At 57.3% G+C, this 20,449-nt stretch carries 17 protein-coding genes; 6 read left to right on the top strand and 11 right to left on the bottom strand.

Translation table 11 applies throughout. From position 1 onward, the window contains the following. Window positions 1-75 precede the first annotated feature (75 nt). The 5 genes from HY010_16400 to HY010_16380 are packed head-to-tail and all read right to left on the bottom strand — an operon-like array spanning window position 76 to window position 4,598. Window positions 76-2,709, bottom strand: a complete 2,634-nt coding sequence (locus HY010_16400; GenBank protein ID MBI3477314.1) for a hypothetical protein — start codon at window positions 2,707-2,709, stop codon at window positions 76-78. Window positions 2,710-2,713: 4 nt separating this feature from the next. Beyond that, a complete protein-coding gene (locus tag HY010_16395) occupies window positions 2,714-3,046 on the bottom strand; it encodes a hypothetical protein (GenBank protein ID MBI3477313.1) in 333 nt (110 codons plus the stop codon). Between the two features lie 18 nt (window positions 3,047-3,064). Beyond that, window positions 3,065-3,520 carry a hypothetical protein gene (locus HY010_16390; GenBank protein ID MBI3477312.1) on the bottom strand — a complete coding sequence of 152 codons (456 nt, stop codon included), beginning with the start codon at window positions 3,518-3,520 and terminating at the stop codon, window positions 3,065-3,067. A 22-nt stretch (window positions 3,521-3,542) separates the two neighbouring features. Then, entirely contained in the window at window positions 3,543-4,205 is a 663-nt protein-coding gene (locus HY010_16385) for a hypothetical protein (protein ID MBI3477311.1), read from the bottom strand. Window positions 4,206-4,226: 21 nt separating this feature from the next. Next, a complete protein-coding gene (locus HY010_16380) occupies window positions 4,227-4,598 on the bottom strand; it encodes a hypothetical protein (protein MBI3477310.1) in 372 nt (123 codons plus the stop codon). Window positions 4,599-5,243: 645 nt separating this feature from the next. Here HY010_16380 and HY010_16375 point away from each other — a divergent pair. After that, window positions 5,244-6,788 (top strand): SagB/ThcOx family dehydrogenase, encoded by a 1,545-nt coding sequence (locus HY010_16375; protein MBI3477309.1) that lies wholly within the window; start codon window positions 5,244-5,246, stop codon window positions 6,786-6,788. Window positions 6,789-6,906: 118 nt separating this feature from the next. On the opposite strand, the gene HY010_16370 is transcribed toward HY010_16375, so the two are convergent. Genes HY010_16370 through HY010_16355 form a run of 4 tightly spaced genes read right to left on the bottom strand, consistent with a single transcriptional unit; the run spans window position 6,907 to window position 10,605 of the window. After that, complete coding sequence (locus HY010_16370; GenBank protein MBI3477308.1) at window positions 6,907-8,259, bottom strand: hypothetical protein; 1,353 nt, start codon at window positions 8,257-8,259, stop codon at window positions 6,907-6,909. Next, a complete protein-coding gene (locus tag HY010_16365) occupies window positions 8,256-9,185 on the bottom strand; it encodes a TrbG/VirB9 family P-type conjugative transfer protein (protein ID MBI3477307.1) in 930 nt (309 codons plus the stop codon). The genes HY010_16370 and HY010_16365 overlap by 4 nt, the downstream gene beginning before the upstream one ends. Then, on the bottom strand, window positions 9,182-9,691 hold the full coding sequence (locus HY010_16360) for a lytic transglycosylase domain-containing protein (GenBank protein MBI3477306.1): 510 nt from the start codon (window positions 9,689-9,691) through the stop codon (window positions 9,182-9,184). Before HY010_16360 ends, HY010_16365 begins: the two co-directional genes overlap by 4 nt. Beyond that, a complete protein-coding gene (locus HY010_16355; GenBank protein MBI3477305.1) occupies window positions 9,688-10,605 on the bottom strand; it encodes a MoxR family ATPase in 918 nt (305 codons plus the stop codon). Before HY010_16355 ends, HY010_16360 begins: the two co-directional genes overlap by 4 nt. Window positions 10,606-10,763: 158 nt before the next feature. On the opposite strand from HY010_16355, the gene HY010_16350 reads away from it, so the two are divergent. Beyond that, window positions 10,764-11,051, top strand: coding sequence for a helix-turn-helix domain-containing protein (locus HY010_16350; protein ID MBI3477304.1), 288 nt, complete (start codon window positions 10,764-10,766; stop codon window positions 11,049-11,051). Between the two features lie 125 nt (window positions 11,052-11,176). On the opposite strand, the gene HY010_16345 is transcribed toward HY010_16350, so the two are convergent. Then, window positions 11,177-12,412: a tyrosine-type recombinase/integrase gene (locus HY010_16345; GenBank protein MBI3477303.1), complete on the bottom strand. Its 1,236-nt coding sequence runs from the start codon at window positions 12,410-12,412 to the stop codon at window positions 11,177-11,179. Here HY010_16345 and HY010_16340 point away from each other — a divergent pair. The 3 genes from HY010_16340 (at window position 12,411) to HY010_16330 (ending at window position 18,024) form a co-directional block, all read left to right on the top strand. Further along, window positions 12,411-12,596: a hypothetical protein gene (locus tag HY010_16340; GenBank protein MBI3477302.1), complete on the top strand. Its 186-nt coding sequence runs from the start codon at window positions 12,411-12,413 to the stop codon at window positions 12,594-12,596. The two genes, HY010_16345 and HY010_16340, sit on opposite strands and share 2 nt — an antisense overlap. A gap of 506 nt (window positions 12,597-13,102) precedes the next feature. After that, entirely contained in the window at window positions 13,103-15,721 is a 2,619-nt protein-coding gene (glgP, locus tag HY010_16335) for an alpha-glucan family phosphorylase (protein MBI3477301.1), read from the top strand. Between the two features lie 128 nt (window positions 15,722-15,849). Beyond that, the gene (locus tag HY010_16330) at window positions 15,850-18,024 is read left to right on the top strand and encodes a DUF3488 domain-containing protein (GenBank protein MBI3477300.1); all 2,175 of its coding nucleotides are present in this window, start codon (window positions 15,850-15,852) and stop codon (window positions 18,022-18,024) included. Between the two features lie 127 nt (window positions 18,025-18,151). Here HY010_16330 and HY010_16325 read toward each other — a convergent pair whose 3' ends face one another. After that, window positions 18,152-18,796, bottom strand: coding sequence for a hypothetical protein (locus HY010_16325; GenBank protein ID MBI3477299.1), 645 nt, complete (start codon window positions 18,794-18,796; stop codon window positions 18,152-18,154). A 135-nt stretch (window positions 18,797-18,931) separates the two neighbouring features. On the opposite strand from HY010_16325, the gene rimO reads away from it, so the two are divergent. Then, window positions 18,932-20,443, top strand: coding sequence for a 30S ribosomal protein S12 methylthiotransferase RimO (gene rimO, locus HY010_16320; protein MBI3477298.1), 1,512 nt, complete (start codon window positions 18,932-18,934; stop codon window positions 20,441-20,443). Window positions 20,444-20,449: the final 6 nt, after the last annotated feature.

The raw sequence follows: 20,449 nt of genomic DNA, 5'->3' as shown, positions 1-20,449 counted from the left end.
CGACTACCAAGACAGCCAAAAGACGCTTGGTGCTTGTAAATCTAGAGTTACTAAGCATCTCTGAAATTCGCCTCTTCATGAAAGCGCTCCTCTCGCCACTTCTCCCGATACTTCTTCCGGCAGCGGATCAACATCGGCCAGACCGAACGGGAATCTGTCCCCCAGCTCGATATAAGCGTCAAGCTGCGTGCCTTTGCGCCGCTCTAGCCACCAGGAGCGATAGACGCGCTCCCGCGCGTAGGTCGTCATGATCCAGTAATCGACAGCAGTCGACGACATGCGGATCGTGTGCGTGGTCTCAGCCTTTTCACCGATGACGATCAGGGCATCGGCGCTCTTGCCTTTGACTGGTGCGCTGAAATGCTTGATCTGATTAAGTGCGGTCTCGTTCAGGTGCAAGTGCTCCCGCAAGGCAGTCAGATCCCCTGGTTGCTGGCCGATAATCTTGGTTGTGGTGTTCTTGACGATGCCGGCCCCGTGGACTCTGGGGTTCGATTCAGTGCCGACAAAATCTTCTGCGGTTTGGCTGATGCCCCAGACGCTGGCGTTACGTTTCCGCGCCGTGCGGAACAGCTGCACTACTTCCGGCGCTAGCACAAGCGAATCGAGCAGGAACCAGCACTCATCGAGCACAGTGATGCTCCTTCTGCCCGCCTTGCCCGCCGCCCGCTGAGCTGTGGCGTGGGCAATGAGCAGGCTCATGGCCGTCTCAAGCCTCGGGTCATCACTTAGCTGCTCCACGTTAAAAAACAGCCATGGGTTGTCGAGCGAAATCGTGGTCGGACGATCAAACAGCTTTGCGTACACTCCTTTTTCACCGGTCCAGCTGCGCAGCTTGATTGCCGCTAGGTGCGCTTCGTCCATCACCCTCTGGTTCTTTTCTTCGTCGCGCCACTGGGCCAGCTCATCGCGCAGGTCTGAGAAGGTTGGAATGGGATTCGACGGTCGGATCGCCGCCCTCTTGTAGGTCCTCAGAATGGCTTCCGTGATGATGTTATCGAGCAATTCCGTGTCTTCGGCTCGCCCCTCGCCCAGCATGTGCCGCGTCAGGTTTTTCAGAAATGCCACTTGGTCTTTGCTCGGCTCCTTCTCTCCTTCAGAGAGGTCCCACGGATTGATCGTCTGGTCGGTATCGAGCGACATCGTGATCATCTGTCCGCCCATTAGCTCGACCAGCGGATGGTAAGAGTCACCACGCTCTATGATCGAGATCAAAGGGTTATCGCGAGCGGCCATCAAGAGGAACTGCTGGACCATAAACGTCTTGCCGCCACCGCTCTTCGCCATCACCAGCATGTTGGCGTCGCTCAAGCCGGGATCAAATAGCGAGAACGGAATCAGCTGGCGGTAAGGAGTTTCGAGCAGAAAGAGCGGAGAGCGCGGCGTGCCGCGCCACGGCATCTCCACCGGCACGAGATCGGCGGCGTTTGAGGTAAGCAAATCCTGGTCGCGCTTGTCCGCATCGCCCATGGCCGGGAGCGAACTGAAGAACAGTCTTCTTTTCGCCAGAGTCTCGGCCACGGCTTTGGCGCCGTTCATGCGCGCGATGGCATACAGGAGTTGTTGCCGGCGGTTGTCGATTGTCCGCTCAGCTTGCTCAAGCTCGAAGGTTGTGACTGCCGGCTGCGAGGTGCGTGTGCCGATTACCAGGCTCAGCTTGGCGGTTTTGACCGAACTCGAAATAATGTCCTGCTGTACCCGGACAAGTTGAGCCTCGGCGACCTGGGCCTCTACATTGATCCGGACTCCGCCGTTCGAATCTCTCTGCGCGGCCTGCATCTTGCGCAGCCGGCTCTTGTATCCCTTGAGCACTTTGGCCTGGTCGGGGATCGTGACTTGGGCGTTGACAATAACCGGGAAATCAAGAGCGGCCAAGTCTCTCAGGATCCCAGGATAGGTCGCGTCCGGCAGGTCCTTCAGGCTGACAAACGAGTACAGAATCCCGCCGAAGTTCAGATACGAGTCCGTCTCATCCACAAGGCTCACATCGGCGATCTGTTCACGGGCGCTTGAGTATAGAAGTTGCTCCTCTCCGCGTCTGTAAGGGCGCCGATCCGGACACAGTGGATTGAGCGCCCGTTTGGCTTCAACAAATAGCTCTTCATCGTTCATCCGGCGCGCGCCAAGTTCGGCTGCTTCGAGCGCCGTCTCTGCGCCACGCAGGAGGCTTTCAAACTCCGACAGGAGTTCCTGGTGCTCCCGCCGCGTTCGCTCAATCGACTTCCGCGCCGACAGGCTGAACATTTCGCCTCTTGGCTTCAGCGGCTTGCCCGCGATGCGGTGGTGCACAACCGGGTCCCAGATGAAATACACATGCAAGAGAGGCCGCATGTAGGCCCCGTTGATCTCCTTCGTTCTCCATCTCTCGACCCGCAGCGCATCAAGCGCAATGACCTCGGCTCGTTCTGACCGCTGCCCGGCCGCATACTGTTCGAACAGATCACCCAGATCTTCCACCACCTCGAAGCGGAATTGCACTCTCATGCTCTGCTCTGGCAGCGACCGCAGCAGCGCTTCGAGCATCAGCTTGCCCCGGTCCCGGCCTTCGTCACTGGCAAAGTACGAAGTCAGCCCCTTCATTTCGTACCCTGCCACAAGAGAGCCGTTCGTGCGGACAACGACGTTGTCCAGGTAATCGCGGACCGGCACCTGTTCGCACAAAGCGGGATCGTGGAGTTTTCTCTCGTGTTTTTCAAGCGTCAACGGCACTGCCCTATTCCCCCTTTAGATATGCGGTCCTGATCGCCCGGTCGCGGGCCATGGCGCAGTAAGCGCGGGGTCTCATGTGCCAGAAGGCGAGGTCCCGGACATAGCCGCGCGGCTTGCCATACTTAAAGGCCATCAGCACAGGCACCATGAACAGCGGCACTCCGTACTGAAGGACAAGGTTCATTGGCATACCGGCGATTTCGCCTCCCACGAAGTGGCCGACGATATTCATCACCGCTGCCGCCCCAAGCACCACGAACAGGTCTTCAAATTCCAAGAACATGAAAGTCACCCTTGTTTGCAAATTCCGATTCACTGGTGTCACCTGTAACGCCATCGCTCAACTCCTTCCTACCTACGGCACGCCGGCCGTTCCGTGCTGAATCCAGAACTCTCCCAAGCGCAGCAGTCCCGACAACCCGAAGCAACACATTGCCGCGACCAGGTTGCGCACCCAGGCCTCGCCCACCGTCATGCGTTCGAGCAATCCGGCGTAGTGCGTTACAGCCAGCACTACCTGCAGTACTCCGTAAAGCGGGAGCAGAACATTCCCCACCCAGTTGACTAGCGTCAGGATCGAGATCCAGTAGCGATCCGGATTGTTCCAGGCCGCTTGGTTACTGAATGATTCAAGCGCCCGCAGGAGCCCCGAGCACATCAGCGATGCCAGAGCGGCATACGCCAGGTGTTGATAGTTTCGGCCTTTGGTGAAGTTAAAAATGGCGGCGGCAGCGAACAATCCGGCCACGGTCGGCATGATGACGTTGCCCAGCCAGTTCGTCAGGTTGAGCATTCCATTCGCAAAGTTCATTGCCATCACCTCCTTCTCTTCATCAGCCGACCATGGCCAGAACCAGCTTCCAGATGGCCGAAACACTCAAGAACGCCAGACCCGATCCAACCAGCGGCATGAATGGCCGGTGGCGCGCGTAATTGAAGATCGCGCCCACGATGGCCAGGCCCGCCGCTTCCGGGAGAATCGTCCCGGCCAGAAAGTTCCAAGCGGAATTCAACATGTCCGTCGTCGCAAACTCCGTGCCGCTGTTCCAACTCTGCATCAGCTGGACCATGCCGGATGCGGACAGCAGAAAAATGGCAGCGATGACGGACCCGAGCGGGTTATGTCCTTCGGCCGCATCAAGTGCCGCCTTAAGCACACAAAAAGCAGCGAGCACGGGAGTCAGCCTGGCAACCACAACATTTGAGACAAAGCCGGTAAAGCTCGTCTCTACGCTCGTGACCCATGGACTACTGATGTTCCCGCCCTGTGGGGGCAGCGAGATTCCTTGCGCCGCAAACCAGGAGAGGAACTGGGGCAGCGTTAGCAAGATCACCGACCAGAGCGCCCAACGTTGGAAACGCCCTCCGGCTTGAAAGTTGACGCCGCCTTCCTGCCGCAGAGCGACCCCAGCCAGGACCATGGTGCAGATAGCGGCTGGAGCTGCCATATCGAATAGCAGTTTCATCAGATCGACCAGGATTTGCGGCAGCGTCATTGGTTGAGTACCCCGGTTTTGCTACTGCACACCCGCTGTGCCGTTTTGGATCCAGAATTCGATTAAGCGTGTAAGACCCGAGACCACGAGCAGTCCGCCCGCGGTAACTGCCCAGCGCGCCACGCCGCGGCCTTGCGAATAGGCCACCACCGCCATCACGACGGCCAGCGCGGCCCCTACCGGCGCTATCACGTTGCCCACCCAGTTGACCAAATTCAAAACCGTGCCTTCCGGCTGCGCCGCCGTCTGTCCCTGCACTGCCTGTCCCGTCGCCGGCGCGGCTCCGAGGTTCTGGGCATAGGAGATCAACGGGAAGAACTGAATGACAAGGATGGTCAAAAGAAAGGCAAGAACGAAGCACTGCCGCCTCTTTTCCCAACTCGACAATTTCATACGGCTCCTCTTCTGCGGTTGCGTTGAGTGAATCTCCCGCGTCGCAGGCGAGAACATAGGTCCGTTTCAAATTTCGGGCAAATCGGGAAAGGCTTGTCCAAGTAGGGCAGAAGGGAGATTGAAAGGCGGCTCTCCTAGGACAAATTCGCAAACGACCGGGCGCGTGTCGACTGCAATTGAATCTAAAGGGTGCTTGCGCGAACGTTCGTCATGTCCTACTTGGAAGCGGAAGGTTTATCAGATGAAAATAGGTTTGCGTTTGGTGCATCTCACAACGGGAGTCTCAAGGCAAACCTGCGGCAGAAAAGGCCTGCTGACGAGATGGACAAATCTGGAGACATGTTGTCTTACGTGAACGACTCCGTTTCTTCGGTGCGATTCGGCTCGTTTGCAGTAGCCGATCATTCAGTCAAACTGGATGGCGAACGCGAATCTCCACGGAGGAAGGCTTCCGGACCGGAATGGCTCCCCGCGTAGGCCATGATCCGCCAGCAATGACAGCAAGCTCCCAATGGAGTTTCCAACTAGCCGACTTCTGGCCCGGAATAGTTTCCGATTAGCCTGTCATCCAGGCATAATCCGCAGTCGCAGGTTCATTGCTTGCGCCCGTGATCCACCGCAGGTGCTAGTCTGGCGCAGTAACCGATGAACAACCGCGACATCGAGGCGACTTGGAAGTATCACGATGGCACGAAGCACTCCTACTGGAGTATTCGTAACCATCCTCATTTCCTGGACTGGGCGAATCGGCCGCAGCCTTTCAAAATCTACCCAAAGATAGAGCCTCTTCCACTGCCGCGCGACGTGCCGCAAACAGGGGTGGCGGCGCTCTCCGCGATTTCAGTGCGAGAGCCCTCGTCGCGGACTGAATCGGTCCCTGACCTTCAGGATCTGGCCCGCATCCTCTATTTTTCGGCGGGGATTACCAAACAGCGTGCATATCCAGGTGGCGAAATCTACTTTCGCGCTGCAGCTTGCACGGGAGCTCTCTATGAGATCGAACTGTACGTCGTGAGTAGCGATCTTTCGGGTTTGGATGCCGGCGTGTATCACTTCAATCCATCAGATGTGTCGCTACGGCTTCTGCGACAAGGCGATTTTCGCGGAAACCTGGCTCAGGCGACGGCGATGGTGCCCGCGGTGGCTCACGCGCCCGCGACGATCATCTGCACCGGGATCTACTGGCGGAATGCCTGGAAATACCAGGCGCGCACCTATCGCCATTTTGGTTGGGACAACGGCACGCTGCTGGCAAACACGCTGGCGGTTTCTGCGGCTTCAGGACTGCCCGCCGAGATCGTGCTCGGCTTCGTGGACGCCGAGGTGAACCGCCTACTTGATCTCGATACGCGGCGTGAGGTTTCGTTGTGTCTCGTACCGATCGGGCGCACATCGGAGAGTTCGCTGCCGCCACCGAGAGAGGCTCAGGCGCTTGGCTTGGAAACAATCCCGCTTTCACAGCACGAAGTCGAATATCCCGCCATGCTTGAGATGCACGACGCGTCTTCGCTTGAGTCTGTAGAGGAAGTAAATCAGTGGCGCGCCAAGCCACCAGTCCTTGCATCTTCCGCTCCGGCGGGCGAGGCAGTTCGCCTTCCGCGCCTGCCGGAAGAAGAACAAACGAAGGACACGATCGAGCAGGTGATCCTGCGCCGCGGCTCTACCCGAACGTTCGATAAGGCGGCGTCCATTACACTGGCACAACTTTCTACCATTCTCGACTACGCCACGCGAGGTCTTCCGGCTGACTTCCTTGAGCCTCCGGGCGCGCAGCTGAACGATCTGTACCTAATCGTGCATGCGGTGCAGGGGCTTAAGCCGGGCGCATACCTCTTCCGGCGTGAGCCGAACACCCTGGAGCTTTTGAAGGAGGGACAATTCCGCGCCGAGGCCCATCATCTTGGTCTGGGGCAGGAACTGCCGGCGGACGCCTGCGTGGACATCTTCTTTCTCGCCGACTTAAAACGCAATCTGGAGCAATATGGAAATCGCGGCTACCGGGCCGTCCAGCTCGAGGCGGGTGCCATCGGCGGCAGGATCTACCTGGCTGCGTATGCCCAGCACCTGGGTGCGACCGGGCTGACCTTCTTCGACGATGATGTAGTTAACTTCTTTTCCCCACACGCAAAAGACAAAAGTGCCATTTTCCTGCTCGCGATTGGCAAGCCGCTGAAGCGCAAACCACAGTAGAGCCAACTCTCGGATTGTCGGCAAATCGGAAGTAATCGCGAAACTCGGTTCGTACGATGACGGTTCCGGTGTCAACTAGACCGGCGTCTTCCTCGTTGCGCCTCTCTATCGCTTTTCATCATCGCGTTGTTGTACTCGACTGACTCAGTTCGCGCTGCAGCTGTAGCAACTGTCGAAGTTCGTCAGCGTTCAGCGAGTCAGCTAGCTGGGTACTGTGCAGCCCTGATTGGGTTCGAGCTGCGCTCGACTTCGGTGTCTGCTCCAGCACAACGTAGATCGGAGTATCGGCCGAGATCGTAACTACGATGTGCTGGGTCACTGCCATCCTCGATATTTGCTCATCACCGGCCTCGCCGATGTTGTTGCTGACCCTCTCTCGCACAAGGTCCGACTCGCTTAGAGGCTGGTTCAAATTGCCGCGTCCGAGCAAGGTGGCCCCAACCTGGCCGATGCCCGACAATGACCGGACCAACACGTTCTTACCCGTGTTTTTCCCCTCGACTTTTCCCTTAAGTGGGCGCATTTCCAGATCCGTGGCAACGGCTTGGATTGGCATGGCCGCACCATCGGGCATTATCAGTGAGTCGAACTCGATGCGCACGTAGCCTGAGCGGTCCGCGTCCTGCAGGTGTCCAACCACTCTCGCTCCGGCGGGGACAACGATCTCCCCGTCGCGCTCGTAGGTGTATTCGATCACGGCCAGCACCGGAGTGCGCACCGCCGTGCTTGCAGCTGATTCGAGGCGCGCCCGCAATCGCGTTCCCGTGGCCAGCCCCAAGCCAATATCCGGACCTGGGTCACTGGATATTTCCCCGTTGCGAGAATTACCGTGGAGCGCAGAAATGCTGCGCACATAAACTAGCGAGGACTTTTCCAACGCTTCACGCTCCGTCTTGCTTGGTTCAGCGACGTCAGTCACATTGTTTGCGCTTGTCTGCGGCTGGTAAGGCGGCGCTTGCCAGTTCTGCTGCTCTCCGAAAGGCGGTATGGATGCCAACGTTCCGTCTGCATTTCCCTGTCCTGCACGAGGCATACCGGGAGTTGGCCGCCCGGTTGCCGTCCGCTGCAGATCTCGTTCGTTCAGAAATCCTTCGTGCGTCTCTTTTGTGGCGGGCCGGCCAGAATCAGTGATAGGAAAAAGGCTCCTATCACCAGGCGTGGCGCTGCTTTCGGGCGTCGCGTCCTGCGTGGTGGTGGCCGCACCGTTCTTTGATTTCGGAACTGAGCGCTTGCTGGGCATCGACGTAGCAACGAAGATCAGCAAAGCGACTACAAGCGCGCCGGCCGCGATGATCACGAACCGGTTCTGTTGGAACTGCTGTCTGGTACGCTGCTTTGCCCTTGTCGCGAGTTCCGGCCCCGTCCCGAGTGCGTCTCCGACTGCGGGTGCGGCGATGACCGATTCGCTTGCCGCTGACTCTTGAATCGTTGAACCGCTTCCGTTGCCGCTCTGTCCGTTTGGGTGGATCATTTCGTCGCTCCTTTTGCCGGGGCCACAAACGTAATCGGCATCAGGACCGGGCGGTCCACTTCTTCCGCTTGCGCAACCTGCAGTAACAATCGTTCTCTTGATTCCTTGAAGGTGGGACGTTCGAACATGACAACTCCGTCCGCCCTTGCACCGGGCGCCAGTCGCCGCGCGGTCATTTGGTAATCCTTGATGGCCACCGGCTCGGACTTAATCGCCTTCCCATGTCTGGCCTTTGATGTCCCGGCAAGTTGTATTTGTGGCGGCAACAATTCGATCGTCCTAGGAGAGGAATTGAGAACGGAAAACATTACTGTCATCCGCTCATCGGCCCCGGTGGCCCGTCCCACTGCAACCCGCAACTGTTTACCCTCCCAGTGCGGAGCCTCAAGTCTTTGTTGTCTGAGCAACTCCGGTTCGTCACTGACGGCGTTGCCTTGGGCATTGCTGATTGGCGGGCTCTCCTGTGTGAGGCTCTTTGTGTCACCAATGACGAAGCTGGAATGGCTCGGTCCGATCAGAACACTACGTGGCTGCTCGTATTTCAGAACGTAATCGACCGCCCCGCCGCGGTCTGAATTACCTTCGCTCACCAGGCTTAAAGAAACTTCGTGCCCCGTCTTGGTGGTAATCAGCGCGTTCGTTTCGGCCGGCTTTGGGCTGGTCGGTTTGAAGAAAACCAACTGGGGCTCTGCCTCGGAGTGTTCGGCCTTGAAGGCCCCGGGATCTCCCAGCACGACGGAACTGACCTCCTCGGGCAGCCGTACGGAACTGACAAACCCTCGTCGCAAGTGCAGGGTGGTGACACTTTGCGGGTCCAGATTCAGGGTGACAATTTGTGCCTTTGGCAGCCCAGCCTGCGCTGCTCCCGCCTGCGCAAGCGCGGTCGTGAGCGTTATCACATGCACCAAACACAAACAGATTTTCATCGCATATCTCTTTCCGAAGTGTTTTTCTCAAACTTGGCTGCCGATTCGACTTGGCGAAGATAAGTCGCTCTGATTCTCGACACATACGCGACCACGTCCGGATTGCGGTACGTCAGTCCGCGCCTGCCGATCACCCGTTCGCCGGCATAGTAGGCGGCAGCTACGAGCCTAAGATCGTTATGGAATAACTGCATCAGCCATGCCAGGTAACGCACGCCACCGGAGATGTTTTGATTGATGTCGCAGCGGTCCCGGACTCGCAAGAGCTGCGCAGTCGTCGGCATGAGTTGCATCAGGCCCGCCGCGCCCTTGGGAGAGAGCGCGCACGCGTGCCAGTCCGACTCGCGCTCAACCACGGCTCGCACCAATGGAACGGGCACGCGGTAGTGTTGCGCATAGGCTGCAACGTAGTATTCGGCCTCAAGCCGGGTCGCTGGTTTCGGCGGTCGTGCCCAGCAACTCGAGACCGCACAAAGTATGAGTACCACCGAGAAGCCTCGGTTCATGCGGCGCTCCCTTGCAGAGTTTCCGTGCAGTATTGCTGTGCGTCGCAGACCAGGCTGGCAAAACCATCTCGCAAGAGCAGCTTTCGCCGATCAGCCTCGGTCTTGGCCAGCAAGGGCAGCAGCGTATCTCTCATTTCTGCCGTAACCCGCTCAGCGCCGAGGACCTTGAGCGCCTGCGCCAGATCCAGAATTTCCGAGACGGATGGCGGCTTCTCCAAGCTCCATCCCCGTAATGCCTTGGCGAGTCCCGCCATTCCCGCATGGAATTCGTGGCTGGAGTCTGGTGTTCTTAGCGCGACAATCTCCGCCTCTCGCTCCGCGGTGGGATGTTCAACGCGCAAATAAAAACTACGACGGCGAAGAGGGTCGCCGATGCACCGCTCTTCGTTCGAGGTAAGCACGACGAACGGAATGCTCTTGGCCTGCATCGTGCCTAGCTTCGGAATGCTGAGTTGCCATACGCTCAGCAATTCCAGCAACAGGGCCTCAAAGGCCTGGTCTACCTTGTCCAATTCGTCAATCAGAAGGACACACGGCTTTTCACATTGCAATGCGCGCAGAAGCGGGCCGGCGCTGAAGAATTGCTGACTGTGCAGTTCCGTCCGCACAGACTCCCAATCGAAGTTCGCGGTCTTTGTTTTGAGTTCAACGCAAAGTCTCTGGAGAGGCTCGTCGAACTTGCCAATCGCCTTCTCTTCGTTGATTCCTTCGTAGCACTGCAGGCGCTCTACGGTTGTATCTGCGGCCTGGGCGACAGCGTAGGCGAGTTGCGTTTTACCGCTGCCTGCGGGCCCTTCCAGCAGCAATGGCTTCTGGAGCCTCGCCGCCAGATACACCGTTGTTGTGGCAATGGAATCGGCGATGTAGCCGGTGGACCTAAGCCGTTGACTGACTTCTTCGAGAGATGAAAACACCCGTGACTCCTGTGCCCGAGACGAATTTCCCGGTCGCGAGCGTCAAGAACGTAATCGGGAATGAAATTTCGGTCAAATCGCAATCGATTCCCCTGAGTTTTGACCGAAATCAGTGTTCGGCGTAGAACCGGATCTTCAGCAGTGTTTGGGAGTTGACTATGGCGAACTCGGCTTATCGGTTCAGTTTGGGACGCGACAGTGTCTCTGGAGCGGCAAAGATACTGCAGACGCTCGAATCCAAAGAGCACGCCTTAAAAGCGAGCGAGTTGGCTAAACTACTAGGCGTAACCCGGCAACACATTTACAAAATGGCAGCGGCCAGCGCGATCCCTTCTTTTCGCGTAGGCACGGCGGTGCGATTTGACCCAAAGCAGGTTGCGGAGTGGCTGGGCCGCAGGATGCCGCAAGCGGTTACTTCTCCTGGCCTGAGCCGGATTGCTGTCTGAACAAATTTGTGAGGCGATGCCCCTATCGTGGATTCGTACAAACTAGAGATAGTCGCGGTTTTACGAATTGGAGAAGATTTTGCAGATACCGTCTGCACAATCTCCAGCGTTCCCCACGGGCCCGGTCAGGCGACATACGCCGCAAGAGCGCCTGCGTTTACTTTTGCCAGGGCATCTTTTGATTGGACGCCTTTCAGATACACCATGGTCGACTGGATGTCACGGTGTCCCATCCAGGACTGAAGGGTGCGAATGTCCACTCCATGACGCAAATGCTCGGTAGCAAACGTGTGGCGAAATTTGTGCTGGAAAAATAGTTGGCAGAAAGGCCCTTCCGCGCACCGATTGCCGTGCCTGGTAACGCACTGTCCACAGTTCAATTCCGCCCGGTGGGCGACCCGCTTCACAATCGTGTCATTCTCCCGATTGGGGCGGCCGCGTTTGTTGGGGAAGACCAATTGCGCCAGCTGCGCGTTGCGCCCCTCTCTTACCCTGAGAAGCTGGTCGACGAAGGGAGTCGGAAGGGGCACCACTCGTTCCTCCCAGTTCTTGGGACGGAATCCCCACAACGGTTTGGCGGTCACTCGTACCTGACTGTGGCGGAAGTCGAAGTCACGCCACGAAACGTGTTGCGCTTCCTGGTCGCGAAAGCCGGAGACGAGCAGGAATTTCAGAAAAAGAGCCTCATCGTCTTTGGCATGCTTGAACATCGCATGAATCTCCTCCAGTTCATAAATCGGCCGGATGGTTTCAACGTATTTCGGCCAGTCGCTCGGTGCGAGCAACCCGCTTTTCCCCTGGCGTTTGAAGAACTGCAGAACCACGACTAATTTGTCATAGACCGTACGCGGGCCAAGCCCAATGGTGTAGCAACGCGTCATGAAGGTCAGGATGTCCTCGCGGGTCACCTGGTCCACGGACTCCTTCTCGTACGATGGGAGCAGCAGCTTCTTCAGGGTGTAACGGTAACTCAGATAGGTCCGGGGGCTACGCTGCGCCTCGACCATGGCAAGATACTGGTCAACGGCTGTTTTCGGCGCAATGCGGTTGGTTGCGGCGGCTGGTTGCGCGGGCCGAACCAGCACACCTGCTTTGAGCGCCTCTACTTCAATGGCCTTGACCCGCGCCGCTTCGGCCACGTGCGCAAGATCGGCGATGGCCTTGCGGTGCCGTTTACCGTTCTCATACCACTCGATGTAGTAAGTGCCTTCGGCATGATGTTCATCCTGTCCAGCGAGCAGGACGTGGTCGCGGACCACCTTGCCCCGGTTTTCGACGACAGCGGCAAAGCGCCAACCGGCGGCGGCTTTGATGTACTTGAGGACGTTGACGCGATTGCCATACTGCTTGACCCTTGCCATGAGTTCATCACCTCGTGTGGTGATGGACAATTACGATGGGCTGAAGATTCGGTCAAATTCAGAGACAGGATGGAAGAGGTTGACGCAGTTGACGGATTTCGGTGGAGAGGAAGGTGGACAGGAAGTGATTCAAGTGGATGAAAACAAGGGAAGTTATAAAGTTGGCAGCGTTCTAACCAACTGAACTACGTCCCCGGTGCCGATCGGTTTCCCGGTAGCAGGTAAATCGAGTATAGCAAACTTTTTTGGTTGCGGGACTTCCCCGCCGTCAGAGCATCTTTGTACAGAAGACTCGCCGAATCCCTCATCACTACTCTCTCGTACAAAACAGATCTAGACCGGGCGCAACGAAAGGCAGAGCAACTGTCTCGGTTAAAGAATGTCTTCAATGTTGCCGATAGAGATCATTCGGGCGACCGATTCCGTTGACAAACATCACGGTGAACTTCAGTTGAAAAATTCAACAGCACCGGCTGATGTTTTATTGAATTTCAGCAATGATCGAATACTTTTTTTTGCAAGATCCCGATCGGAACTGATACCCACGGACAAAGTGCTGATAGGCCGCCGGGTTGGTAGAAATTTGACAGAGCGCTCACAGGCTGATTGCCGTCGAGGACCGAACGAACGTCGCCTTCGATTAAGCCCTGCCTCCGGCAAATCACTCCTTCCCGTCTTCGAGGTAGTTCAATGAAACCGCTGGCCACTTTCAAAGTCCGACCCAATCTGCCTGAGCCACTACAAGGATTGAGTACGCTTGCGCACAACCTCCGATGGAGTTGGGATCACGCCGCGATCGATCTCTTTCGTCGTCTGGATGACCAACTGTGGGAATCGTCAGGGCACAACCCTGTCCTGCTCCTGGGAGCAGTTGAGCAGGCGACGCTTGAGTCCGCGGCTAAAGACGATTCCTTCCTCGCTCATTTGAAAGGAGTGGAACAAAAACTTGCGGTCTACCTGGGCGGCGAAGGTTCCTGGTATCGTCGCGAGCATCCCAAGGAAGACAAGCTGCTGGTTGCCTATTTCTCCGCGGAATTTGGTATTACGGAATGCCTGTCGATCTTTGCGGGCGGATTGGGAGTATTGGCGGGCGATCACGTCAAAGCAGCGAGCGATCTTGGACTGCCTCTGGTAGGAGTCGGCCTGCTTTATCAACAGGGATATTTTCACCAGTATCTGAATGCCGCCGGATGGCAACAGGAAGCATACGAAGATAACGATTTTCATACTCTGCCCGTCGAGCTTGTACCGAACCTGACGGTTCAAGTCGCGCTACCGGATGGATCAGTCACTGCCCAGGTGTGGTGCGCTCGGGTCGGGCGTCTGAAGCTCTTTCTTCTGGACACGAATATTCCCGCCAACAAAAGCGAATTCCGGAAAATCACCCATCAGCTCTATGGCGGGGATTTGGAGATGCGGATGCGGCAGGAAATCCTCCTCGGGATCGGAGGCTATCGCGCTCTGGAAGCGATGGGATTGGAACCGACCGTCTATCACATGAATGAAGGACACTCTGCATTCCTCAGTCTGGAGCGCGTCCGACGGCTGATGCAGATGCGGCAGATGTCGTTTCATGAAGCGCGGGTATTGGCATCCGCGAGCCTGATCTTCACAACACACACTCCCGTAGCCGCGGGACACGACTACTTTCCGTCAGCACTCATTGAACGATATTTTTCCGACTTCGCACGTGAACTCAGTATCAGCACCTCAGAATTCATGGCGCTGGGACGGCAAAATCCGGCGAACCATTCCGAGGACTTCTGCATGACCGTGCTGGCATTACGTCTGGCCTCTTCGAGCAATGGTGTCAGCAAGCTTCATGGACGCGTGTCGCGAGGGATGTGGAAGCAAATCTGGAACGGCGTTCCCGAGGAAGAGATTCCAATCGGCCACGTCACCAACGGAGTGCATTTCCGAAGCTGGGTTTCCCTTGAGATGAACCAACTCTACGACCGCTATCTGGGACCCAAGTGGCGCGAGGAACCGGCCGATGCCAATCTCTGGAAACGCGCCCAATCCATACCTGGGGTCGAGTTGTGGAAGACTCATGAGCGGCGTAGAGAACGGCTGGTTGCGTATGCTCGAAAATGTCTGCGCGAGCAGTTGCGGAAGCGGAATGCTCCGCAAACTACCATCGATTCCGCCGATGAAGTCCTGAGCCCGGACGCGCTGACGATCGGTTTCGGACGGCGCTTTGCCTCCTACAAGCGCGCAAACCTGTTGATCCGAGATCCAGAACGATTGCTCCGCCTGCTCAACGATCCGCAGCGGCCCGTGCAGATCCTCTATGCAGGAAAGGCTCATCCCCACGACAACCTCGGAAAGGAGCTGATCCAGTCTCTCATCGAACTCGCCAACCGGCCGGCTTTCCGCTCGAAACTCGTGTTCCTCGAAAACTACGATATGGCCGTCGCCCGCTACATGGTGCAGGGATGTGACGTCTGGCTCAACACTCCACTTCGCCCGCTCGAAGCGAGCGGAACCAGCGGGATGAAAGCCCAAGCCAACGGTGTTTTGAACCTGAGCACACTCGACGGCTGGTGGGACGAAGCATGGCAGATGGGTCGAGACCAGGGAGTCGATGTCGGTTGGTCCATTGGCAACGGCGAAACCTACAGCGATTCCGAGTATCAGGTCCAGGTGGAAGCCGAAGCCTTATACGAGACTCTGGAACGTGAAATTGTGCCGACCTTTTATGACCGGCGCGCGGACGGTGTGCCCACGAAATGGGTGGCGCGCATGAAAACCTCCATCGCCACGCTCTGTCCGGAATTCAATATGCATCGGATGGTCATGGAGTATGCCAATGACCGTTATCTCTCCGCCGACCACCGCTACCGAGTTCTTGACGAGGACAATGGCACGAAAAGCAGGCACTATGCCACCTGGTTAGAGCGAACGCGGGAAGCATGGCCCTTTCTGGAAATCGTTTCCGTTCAGAGTGATCTTGACGAAGTGGGCCTCGGCGAGCAACTGGAAATTTCGGCTCACGTCCGGCTCAACCGACTGACCCCGGACGACGTGTCCGTGGAGGTCCTCACCGGACGAGTGACTGCCGACTCTGAAATTTCCAATCCGATGACTACTCCGATGGTGGTCACATCGCAGGATGGACAGGGAGGCTACACGTATCGCTGCTACTACCAGCAAATTGCCGGTAGTGGCATGTACGGTTATGCGATTCGAATTCTACCCAGGTATGGTGAGGCCTCGACGCCGCTCATCCCGGGGCTGATCTGTTGGGCCAGTTGTCAACCGTCCGCCAAGCCGGGAAATGCATTCACGGCCCGATCGGGCGGCGACTAGACGGCAAGCAGGTCCTGACAAACTCGATGATGCACGTGACGCCGATATCTTAATTCCTCCGGCGTCCTGAGTCTCGTTACCGCCGACACTTCCCTTCTTGGCCGGTTTCGCCAACAATGGAGTTAGCTGTGTTTGCGGCCACCACCAATCCGGGTAAAGCCACGATGGCCACGGCCATTGAGCGCTACTTCAACGTCTCGCTCTATTTACTTGTCCTAACAGGCTTTGGGACTCTTGCATCAACCGGCGGATTGGATATGCTGGCGGTCCTCGCCGTGGGATGCGCCTTGCTGGTTCGCGGATACCACCTGATCACCCAGCAGCAAGTCGCCATCCCGGAGCGGTGGACGACATATCTCACACTGCTTTACGTCGCGGTATATTTCGCGGACTATTTTTTCGTCTCTCGCAGTTTCCTCGTGTCGACGGTACACCTGGTGCTCTTCGGGATGGTGATCCGTCTTTTTTCTTTGCAGCGCGCGCGCGATCACTTCATGCTGGCCGTGCTCTCGTTCTTGATGGTGCTCGCCGCAGCTGTGCTCACGGTGGATAGCGTATTTCTTTTTTCTTTTGCCGGATTTCTGCTGGTGGCCGTCATCACGTTTGTACTCATGGAAATGCGCCATTCGGTCGCCGAAGAGAGCGGGCGCGCCCAGGAGCCAAAAGACTCAGCACCCTATCGACGCATGGCAAGCGTCCTGCTTGCGACCGCGCCGATGCTCATGCTGATGATCCTGGCCGGCGGTTCGCTGATCTTCTTTCTTCTTCCTCGCGTTTCCTCACGCTACCTGAGCGCCTATTCGCCGAGCAGCGACCTCTCCACGGGGTTCACCGATCGCGTCCAACTCGGGCGCATTGGTCAGATTCAGCAATCCAATGCCGTGGTGATGCACGTTGAGATCGAAAATGACCTCGAAGGCGCCTACGACCTCAAGTGGCGTGGTGTCGCGTTGAGTCAATTTGACGGGAGAATCTGGTCGAATCCATTTTCGCAAGTCGACCTCCGCCTCACCGGACTTCAGAGTTATCGGCTCGGGGCAACACCGGGCGACACCGGAGCAGCTGGGATCCCGGTCCGCAAAGTGCGCTATCACGTGCTCATGGAACCCATGGGCACCAACGTCTTCTTTCTCGCGGACAAGCCAGCAGCCCTACTTGGGACGTACGTCCATGTGACAACTGATGCTGGTGGAGCGGTCTACAACCTCGACGTGGACCATCCCGTGAACCGCTACGAAGCCGAATCGCAACTCACGGAACCCGATGCCAGCGAATTGCGGCTGTCTCCAAACACCGCTCCGGGAGGCCTCGCGCTCTACCTTACGTTGCCGCCGCTCGACATCCGAATTTCCAAGCTCGCTGAAGAGATTACCGCCAACGCTCCCAACAACTACGACAAGGCGGTGACGTTGGAGCGTTATCTCCGCACGCACTTTGGCTACACGCTGGATCTCGGCCGCAACACTCCTCGCGACCCACTGGCCTATTTTCTTTTCGAACGGAAAAAGGGGCACTGCGAATATTTTGCGAGTTCGATGGCGGTGATGCTGCGCTCGCTTCGCATTCCGTCCCGCATCGTGACGGGCTTCAGGGGCGGCGAGTTCAACGACCTGACCGGGCAATACGTAGTGCGCGCCAGCAACGCTCATTCCTGGGTCGAAGCCTATTTTCCGGGAAGCGGCTGGATCAGCTTCGATCCGACTCCTGGCGGTGATCTGGAAACGCACTCCGGCTGGTCCCGGATGTTTCTCTATGTCGACGCGGCCGCATCGTTCTGGCGGGAATGGGTAGTTAACTATGACGTCGCCCACCAGCGCTCTCTGGGAGAGGGTGCGGGGCAGAGCAGCCGCCGGCTCTACGACGATTTGCGGCAATGGTATTCGCGAAACTATCAAGCGCTGCTGAAGTCGGCTCGGCGTACTCACCAGCAGATCACGCACTCTCCCGCAACGTGGATGATCGGCAGCGTGGCAGTATCCGTGTTGCTGCTCCTCGTGCTCAATCTGCGTCAGATTATTCAGGGGCTGGCGAATCGCAGGCTGCGCGCTCATCCTGACCGTGCTCCCCGGGAATCCGCAGCGCTCTGGTATGACCGGATGTTGAAGAGGTTGGCGCGCCGCGGGTGGCGTAAATCTCCCGGACAAACTCCGCACGACTTTGTCGCTGCCATTCTGGAGCCGGTCTTGCAGGAGAAGGTTGCTACCTTCACCAGGGCATACGAATCCGCGCGATTCGGCCAGTCCGTGGACGATGCTCGAGCTTTGCCTGAGTTGTTTGAGGAAATTACCGCCGGAGAACGATAGGCGGCACCTTACGAATTCTTCACCAAAGCGGTCAGAGAAAACAATAGGGAAAGCGATTTCGCTTTCCCTATGATTTCTGTTGCAAAGAGTTTTCCTTGGGGAGTATTCGGAAACAGCAACGCACGATCTAGAAGCGCCGGATAAATCCACCACCTACGTAGATATTGTGCTGCCGGGTTCGGACAGTCGTGACATTCAGATCAGGCACTCCCGAATAATAATCACGAGCTTCCAGCCGGATACCCCACCGTTCCCAAGGCCAGACGTCAAGACCAGCCCCAAACTGGACGATGCCGGTGCTGTTGCTGGTTTTTCCAGGGTTCGGTCCACCGAAAACCAACTGCTTGGACTGCCGGAAATAGCCGTAGCCGCCGCCAACACTCAACCAGGGCGTGACCGTCTCGCCGGAGAAAATATTCATTCTCACTGCCGGGGTAATGAAGTAAGACTGATAGCCTTCCGGAATCAGATTCTGACTGAGGTTCAGGTCCATATCCGGGCTGTAGGCGCCGGATACTTCGCCGGAAATGCCAAAAATACCGTACGTCTTGAGCGTGCGGCTGTAATTGCCAGCGACGGTCATTCCATTGCCGAAATGAATGTTCGGGTCAAAGAAACCCGCTCCCGTTACGGCCTGGGAACTAACGAAGACTTTACCGAAGGTGGCTGAAACCTCGTTGCGCGGCGAACCAGAGTACTCGCGCTGCGCGCTCGCGCTCGCGACCAGGATTCCAACACAGACCATCAGTACAGCGAAGTTCTTGAGCGACATCTCTCCTCCGAAGTATTGAGGATGTAGTTTGTTTTCCTAAGAGTAGCACGCCCCACACCCTACAGTAGAAACGAAAGTACCCGCCGTACTGTGGAGGTTAACAACCGGGCTCGCCAGCGTCCTTCTGTGTACCAGATGATAAAATCAATCTGTCGCCCTTTCCGGTTGACCGATTCTCCCGTGCCCGTACAAAAAGACATCGCCGAGCGCCCGCAGCAGACCGCCCCGACCAAGGTTGGTTTCGTCAGCCTGGGCTGTCCCAAGAACCTTGTGGACAGCGAGGTCATGATGGGCATGTTGGCGCACGCAGGTGCGGAACTTACCCCGGCGGCCGACGATGCCGACGTCATCGTCGTTAATACCTGCTCGTTTATCGGCTCCGCACAGCAGGAATCCATCGACACGATTCTGGAAATGGCTCGCCACAAGACCGGCGGCAGGGCAAAAAAATTAGTGGTTGCAGGCTGCCTGGTGGAACGTTTTGGCACCGAGATACTCAAGAACATTCCCGAAGTCGATGCGGTGGTTGGAACCGGCGAACTGGAACGAATCCTTGCCGCGGCTGGTGTCGCACCTGCCAAGCCCGCGACGAGCCCATTTAATATCCTCACTTCCCGTCCCGAAGGTGACCACCGGCGGCAACAAGGGCGATTTGCACGCGATGCTTGGGATGGCGCCATCGCCGATCTGCCGAATTATCTGTATGACGAAGCCACGCCCCGCATTCTGGCGACTCCCGGCTACACCGCATACATCAAGATCGCCGAGGGCTGTGATCATCCCTGCACGTTTTGCATCATTCCGCAGTTGCGTGGACAATTTCGTTCTCGGCGCTTCGAATCCGTGATTGCCGAAGCAGAGCGGTTGGCGCAGGCGGGTGTACGCGAAATCACGTTGATCGGCCAGGATACGACTTGCTATGGCGAGGACCTGGGATTGAAAGACGGCCTGGCCCTGCTGCTTGAAAAACTCGCCGCCGTTGAGGGACTGCGCTGGATCCGATTCCTGTACGCGTATCCCAACAAGATCACGGGGCGCCTGCTCGAGACCATCGCCGCACATGACAACATCTGCTCCTACATTGATGTGCCACTGCAGCACGCGTCTGCGACGGTCTTGAAGAGGATGAAGCGCGGCGGAGGCTCCGACTTGTTTCTGCGTTCGATCGAGAAGATGCGGCGCACGATTCCGAATCTCACCTTGCGGACATCCTTCGTTGTGGGCTTTCCGGGCGAAACCGAAAAAGAGTTTGACGAGCTTTGCGAATTCACCAAGGCGGTCGGCTTCGACTGGATGGGAGCCTTCGGCTACTCGGACCAGGAAGGTGCAGACGCCTTCGATCTGGAAAACAAGGTGTCTCCCCGTGAAATCGAGCGGCGCCGGAAGTCGTTGATGTCCATTCAAAAGAAGATCAGCCGAGCGAAGAAGAAAACGCTGGTCGGCCGCGAACTCGATCTACTGCTGATGGGACCTTCCGAAGAAAGCGAGTTGCTTCTCGAAGGCCGCACTGCGATGCATGCTCCGGAAATTGACGGCAAAGTCTTCGTCAATGATTTTCCGGAAGGAACCGAGCCGACGAAAGGCCAGTTCTATCGTTGCCGGATTACCGAAGCTCACGACTACGATATCGTCGCCCAGATCGTTTAAGGTCAG

Source organism: Acidobacteriota bacterium (assembly GCA_016196065.1).
Lineage (GTDB): Bacteria > Acidobacteriota > Terriglobia > Terriglobales > Acidobacteriaceae > Acidiflorens.
This window is presented reverse-complemented; position numbering and strand designations above follow the sequence as displayed.